This window comes from Candidatus Thiosymbion oneisti (assembly GCF_900092655.1).
Lineage (GTDB): Bacteria > Pseudomonadota > Gammaproteobacteria > Chromatiales > Chromatiaceae > Thiosymbion > Thiosymbion oneisti.
Genome location: NZ_FLUY01001511.1, coordinates 1 through 6,526 on the forward strand (window position 1 = coordinate 1; position 6,526 = coordinate 6,526).

Here is a 6,526-nt window from a genome sequence, read left to right on the forward strand (position 1 = left end):
ACCAGTAGTTCCATAACCTCTCGGGCACGCAACAATGACCCAACTTTAGTTCCTATGCAATCATCCGGGACCCAACAGGTAGCCGCAAATGAACGCAAATAAGAAGTGATTTTAATTTGCGTTCATTGGCGTTCATTTGCGGATGAAATTCTTCGTCTATATGGCCTCCGAAGATCTCATACGCCCCCAGCCCTCAGTCACCACGCACCTGCGCCCTGACCTCGTCGGCAAAATTCTCTTGCTTCTTCTCGATCCCCTCGCCGACCTCGATGCGGGCGAAACGCACGACCTTTGCTCCCGCCTGGGTGAGCAGCTTCTGCACGGTTACATCCGGGTCCTTGACGAAGGCCTGACCGAGCAGGGTTACTTCTTCTAAGTATTTGCGTACCCGTCCGGCGACGATCTTCTCCACGATCGGTTCCGGCTTGCCGCTCTCCAGGGCTTGGGCGCGGAAGATCTCCTTTTCCTTCTCCAGGGTAGCGGCAGGCACCTCATCGGCACTCACACACAGGGGATTGGTAGCGGCGATGTGCATGGCGATGTCCTTACCGAGCGTCGGATTGCCGCCTTCAATTTCCACTAGGACGCCGATGCGCACCCCATGGCGGTAACTGTAGAGTTCGCCCTCTAGGTCATCGAAGCGGACCAAGCGCCGCAGCTGGATATTTTCCCCGATCTTAGCCACGAGATCCGCGCGGGCCTGGGCGATGCTGGTAGCCTCACCCCCTGCCAGGGGCTCGGTTTCCAGGGCCTGGACATCCCCTGCATCGCTCGCCAAGGCGCACGCCGCGACCCGCTCGGCGAAGTCGGTAAAGCCTCCGTCCTTGGCCACGAAGTCGGTCTCGCAGTTGACCTCGACCATGACACCCTTCTTGGCATCCGTGGCCTTGGCATCCCCGGCGACGGCGATGACCACCACCCCGTCGGCGGCGATCCTGCCTGCCTTCTTGGCGGCCTTGGCTTGTCCGGACTTGCGCATCGCCTCGATGGCGGCCTCGAGATCACCGTCGGACTCGACCAGCGCCTGCTTGCACTCCATCATGCCGGCACCGGTGCGTTCTCTAAGTTCCTTAACCAACGCGGCTGTAATCGCCATGTTTGCTGACCCTCTCATGGATGCGCAATGGAACCACGAATGAACACAAACAAAGAGTACCCTTGGCGTACTCATTCCCGGTTGGAATAGACAGTAAAAATATTTTGTACATAGTAATTGATGATAATAGGCAAAATACCAGTAGTCGAAAAAATCACTATTACGAAATCTTCCGTTTGTTTAGGAGAGGTGAAAATGAAGAATTTCCCGAAACCATCAATTAAATAGATTGTCAATAGCAGTAAGAAAGAAGGTAGGATGGATATCGGTCTTATCCTTAAAATAGCCGAAATCCATAGACCTGAACACCATGCCGCGATATAAGCATAACTCAAGTTATTGTCTCCGCGAAAGATGAAACAAATAACCAGAAACCACACCACATAGACAACAGAGTGAATCAAATCCCTTTTATTCGGCAACTTCACTTTACCACCTCAAGCCTTATTTTGTACTTCCAAATGCGGCTTTTTGGCATTCTTCAGAAGCGACGTTCCGACACTTATCCCTCCCACTGGTTGCAAAGATCGTATACAACCCGCTCTTATCCGGGAAAACCGTCAGCAAACCTTTTGAGATATGAAACATCATTCTCATTCGATGAACCCCTCGGTACAGACGGTAACACTTCAGAGCGCCTTAGAAAAAGGCGCCCCCAGGCAACTCCTCACCGAACCGAGTCTTCACGTCGCTTCAGGAGTCATGGTCTCAGGCTCGGCCGGCTTATCGTCCACTTCCATGAACTCGCCTTCGCGTCCGGCCGCGATGGCGGCAGCGGTAGAGCGTCCATCCAATACCGCGGCAGCCGCACCCTCGATGTAAAGACGCACGGCACGGATGGCATCGTCGTTACCGGGAATGACATAGTCCACGCAGCCCGGATCATTGTTCGTGTCCACGACCCCGACCACCGGAACCCCGAGCTTGTTGGCCTCGCTGACGGCGATCTTCTCGTAGCCTACATCCACGACGAACAGGGCATCGGGCAGCTTTTCCATCTGCTTGATCCCGCCCAGACCCCGCTCCAGCTTCGCCTGCTCACGACTCAAGCCCAGGGCCTCCCGTTTACTGAAGCGCTCGATACTGCCATCTTCGAACATCGCATCCAGCTCCTTGAGGCGCTTGATGCGCTCGCGGATCGTCTTGAAGTTCGTCAGCATACCGCCGAGCCAGCGGTGGTTGACGAAGGGCATGCCGCAGCGTACCGCCTGCTCGCGGATGGCGTCCCGCGCCGCCCGCTTGGTGCCGACGAACAGGACCTTACCGCCGTTGGCCACCAGGGATCCGAGATAGTTCATCGCCTCTTGGTATAGGGGCAGGGTCTTCTCGAGGTTGATGATGTGGATCTTATTGCGCTGGCCGAAGATGTAGGCCCCCATCTTTGGGTTCCAGTAGCGAGTCTGGTGCCCGAAGTGCACCCCCGCCTCCAGCATGTCGCGCATGGAAACTTCGCTCATTTATCGAGACCTCGTTAAGATTTGGGTTTGGCCTCCACGCATCCCAGCAGGCAACCCGTTTCCGGGCACCCGACCCGCTGTGTCGATGCGTGTGTGGTGTTGGGAGTCGTCTTAAGAAACTGTCCGGTTAAAGGCAATCCGGTCCGGCTTGAGAATGGGCCAAAAAATAGAGCGAAAAACGACAGTTTTTCGCTCCCATGGATGGCCGCCCTAACGCTCGCTGCGGCGACGGGCAATCTGTTTGCCGAATCTCAATTGGTTTTATAACATGTCGGCCAGGTTCGAGCAATTTTCCAGGTCACTGTCGTGCCCTCGCGAACCAGCGTGGATGCAGCCTCCCCCAGTAAGAGCGTGCCTATCAAGAGCGCCGAGGAAATCGCCAAGATGCGCGTTGCCGGCCGCTTGGCAGCCCAGGTCCTGGAGATAATCGGTGAGTACGTCCGCCCCGGCGTCACTACCGGCGAGCTCGACCGCATCTGTCACGACTTTATCGTCGATGAGCAACAGGCCATTCCGGCCCCGCTGAACTACAAAGGGTTTCCCAAATCCATCTGCACCTCGGTCAACCATCAGGTGTGCCACGGTATTCCCGGCAACAAGCGACTGAAGAAGGGAGACCTCCTCAATATCGACATCACCATCATCAAGGACGGCTACCACGGCGACACGAGTAAGATGTTCTTCGTCAGTGAACCCTCCATCCTCGCGCGGCGCCTGGTCAAGACGACCCAAGAGGCCATGCGTATCGGTATCGCCCAGGTCAAGCCCGGCGCCAACCTGGGCGACATCGGCCATGCCATACAGAAGTTTGCCGAGGGGAAACAATACTCAGTGGTGCAGGAGTATTGTGGTCACGGCATCGGCCGCAACTTCCATGAGGAACCGCAGGTACTGCACTATGGTAATCCCGGTGAGGGGATGACCCTGGTACCCGGCATGTGTTTTACCATAGAGCCCATGATCAACGCCGGCAAGCGCCATATCAAGCTGCTGCCCGACGGCTGGACCGTGGTCACCAAGGACCGCAGTCTATCCGCCCAGTGGGAACACACGGTACTGGTGACCCAGGACGGTCACGAGATCCTGACCCTACGCAGTGAAGAACGTGACCAACCGCTTGCTCCATGAACGACTCCCAACAGCAAATCGGTCACTGGTCTGAAACCCAGGCCCAACTGCGGCACCTCCTGCATACCCGGGACGATCCCGTCGCTGCCTTTCGCCACATCCTGAAGGAGGGCACCGAGCACCTGTTCGAGCGCTATGACCAAGGTGCAGCGGTCGACACGCTGATCCTTGCGCGCAGCCGCCTGGTGGACATGTTGCTGCTGGAAGCCTGGCAACACCACTTGCCGGTAGGAGCGGGAGCGGCATTGGTGGCGGTCGGGGGCTATGGACGCCGGGAGCTCCATCCGGGTTCCGACGTAGACATCATGATCCTGTTGAAGGACTCCGAGAAAGAAAATCTAAGCCACGCCGGCGCCAAGCTGATCGCCTTCCTCTTCGACATCGGGCTCAAACCGGGATACAGCACCCGGACCATCGAAGATTGTGTGCAGATAGCCGGTACCGACGCCACCGTCATCACCAACCTCATCGAGGCCCGCCTGCTCACCGGCTCGTCGGATCTGTTCGAGCGCATGCGAGCCGCCACGGCCCGTGACCGAATCTGGTCGAGCGAGGACTTCTTCGCCGCCAAGATCGACGAGCAGCAGGCCCGCTGGCACAAGTTCGGTGGCACTGCCTACAATTTGGAGCCCAATATCAAAGAAAATCCGGGGGGGCTGCGGGACATCCAGATGATCGGCTGGGTAGCCAAACGCCACTTCGATGCCGAAAATCTGCACGACCTGGTTACCCACGGCTTCCTCACCGAGCGTGAGCACCATACCTTGTTAATGGGTCAATCCCTGTTATGGCGCATTCGCTTCGCGCTCCATCGCCTCACCGGACGGAGTGAAGACAGACTGCTGTTCGACTATCAACGCACCCTGGCCGCGGAGTTCGGCTTCACGGACGAGGACCAAAACCTGGCGGTCGAGCAGTTCATGCAGCGCTACTACCGGACAGTCATGGAGCTCAATCGCCTCAACGAGATGCTGCTCCAGTTGTTCCGGGAGGCCATCCTACTCCACGACCGGCTGGAACCGCCGGTCGAGATCAACGCGCGTTTCCAGTCTCGCAGCGGTTTTCTCGAGGTGACCGGAGACGATGTCTTCCGACGCGATCCCGTTGCCCTCATTGAGGTCTTCAACATCCTGCAGACCCATCCGGGGATCGTAGGCATCCGGGCCAGCACCATCCGTCTCATCCGCGAGCACCGCCACCTCGTCGACGCCAGGGTACGGGAGGACCCACGCGCCCGTTGCCTGTTCATCGCCATCATGCGCTACCCAGGGGTTACCTATGCCATGCAGCGGATGAACGAATATGGCGTGCTCGCTGCCTACCTTCCGGCCTTTGCCAAGGTCGTCGGGCGCATGCAGTACGACCTCTTTCACGCCTATACGGTAGACGAGCATAGCCTCCGGGTAATGCGCAACTTAAGGTCCTTCATGGTCCCGGGGGATGCCCCAGGACATCCCTTGTGCACCGCCATCGCGCGCACTATCCCCAAGTTCGAGCTCCTGTGCCTCTCCGGCCTATTCCATGACATCGCCAAGGGTCGCGGCGGGGATCATTCCCTCATTGGGGCCCGTGACGCCTGGGGCTTCTGCCGGGCCCACGGCCTATCCGATTACGATAGCCACCTCGTTGCCTGGCTGGTAGAGAGACACCTGATGATGTCGATGACGGCCCAACATCAGGACATCAGCGATCCGGAGGTCATCCAAGCATTCGCCACCGAAGTCGGAGACTCCAGCCGCCTGGACTACCTCTATTTGCTGACCGTGGCCGACATTCAGGGGACCAATCCGGAATGGTGGAACTCATGGAAAGACAGGCTGCTGCAAGATCTCTACCAGAGTACCCGGAGCGCCCTGGAGCGCGGGCTGGACAACCCTCAGGCCCAGGATGACCTGATCCAACAGAAGCAGACCGAGACCCTCCGCTTGCTGGCCAAGTACGGCATAACCCGTGAGGTCTGCACCCCATTATGGATCAAGTTCAGTCTCGACTACTTCCTGCACAACTCCCCGGACGAGCTGGCCTGGCAGACCGGAACCATCCTGCAAACCCCCGAGCGAGCCTTACCCCTGGTCGCCATCCGACCCCTGACCCATCGGGGCGGCACCGAGATCCTCATCTACACCTGGGATCAAAAACATCTGTTCGCGCGTACCACCGCCCTGCTGGACCGCTGGGGACTGAGCATCATGGACGCGCACGTCATGACCACGGACGACAAGATGGTGCTGAACACCTACTATGTACTGGAAACAGAGGGCTCCTCCCCCGTCCTCGACGCCACCCAAATACGGCAGATTCAGGACGCCCTGGAGCAGGAATTATCGCAACCGGAAGCACCGAACCTCCAAGTCACGCGTCCCGTGCCCCGCCAGCTCCGTTATTTTCCGACCGAAACCCGGCTGCGCTTCTCCAAGGACGAACGCAACCACAGAACCGTCATGCACCTGCTCACCCTCGACCGACCAGGCCTCCTCGCCGCAATCGGGGCCGCCTTCGACACCTGCGGCATCCTGCTGCAAAACGCCAAGATCGCCACCATCGGTGCCCAGGCGGACGACATCTTCTTCATCACCACCGCCGACGGTGCCCCCATTACCGAGCTGAGTACCTTGAATTGCCTGCGCCGGGAGACCCGCAGCCGCTTGGAACACGCAGCTGACGACTAAGATCCACAAGTCCTACATCCCTATAATCGAGTCGAGTTTCGAAAGAAATTTGATCTGGGGCAGGGCATTCAGTTAGTAATTTGGTATATGCTAAATTTTTGGTAGTGGTTAATATCTAAGTTGGAACATGACCAACGGCACTGGCCGCTATGCCCCCTCTCCCTCCGGGAGAGGGT

General features: G+C 58.0%; 4 protein-coding genes. 2 read left to right on the forward strand and 2 right to left on the reverse strand.

Annotation, left to right across the window (positions count from 1 at the left end; translation table 11 throughout):
- Positions 1–193 precede the first annotated feature (193 nt).
- Together tsf and rpsB are read right to left on the reverse strand one after the other, a co-directional pair.
- Positions 194–1,096 carry a translation elongation factor Ts gene (gene tsf / locus BQ17_RS15355; protein WP_089728528.1) on the reverse strand — a complete coding sequence of 301 codons (903 nt, stop codon included), beginning with the start codon at positions 1,094–1,096 and terminating at the stop codon, positions 194–196.
- Positions 1,097–1,779: 683 nt separating this feature from the next.
- Positions 1,780–2,538 (reverse strand): 30S ribosomal protein S2, encoded by a 759-nt coding sequence (gene rpsB / locus BQ17_RS15360; protein WP_176722463.1) that lies wholly within the window; start codon positions 2,536–2,538, stop codon positions 1,780–1,782.
- Between the two features lie 366 nt (positions 2,539–2,904).
- Between rpsB and map the strand changes: the two genes are divergently transcribed.
- Positions 2,905–3,681, forward strand: coding sequence for a type I methionyl aminopeptidase (map, locus tag BQ17_RS15365; protein ID WP_256091629.1), 777 nt, complete (start codon positions 2,905–2,907; stop codon positions 3,679–3,681).
- Positions 3,678–6,350, forward strand: a complete 2,673-nt coding sequence (gene glnD / locus BQ17_RS15370) for a [protein-PII] uridylyltransferase (protein WP_089728532.1) — start codon at positions 3,678–3,680, stop codon at positions 6,348–6,350. Before map ends, glnD begins: the two co-directional genes overlap by 4 nt.
- The last annotated feature ends 176 nt before the right edge of the window (positions 6,351–6,526 follow it).

Coding starts and splice junctions, on each gene's coding strand:
- rpsB (WP_176722463.1), bottom strand. CDS start 2,538: ATGCGCGACATGCTGGAGGCGGGGGTGCACTTCGGGCACCAGACTCGC.
- glnD (WP_089728532.1), top strand. CDS start 3,678: ATGAACGACTCCCAACAGCAAATCGGTCACTGGTCTGAAACCCAGGCC.
- tsf (WP_089728528.1), bottom strand. CDS start 1,096: ATGGCGATTACAGCCGCGTTGGTTAAGGAACTTAGAGAACGCACCGGT.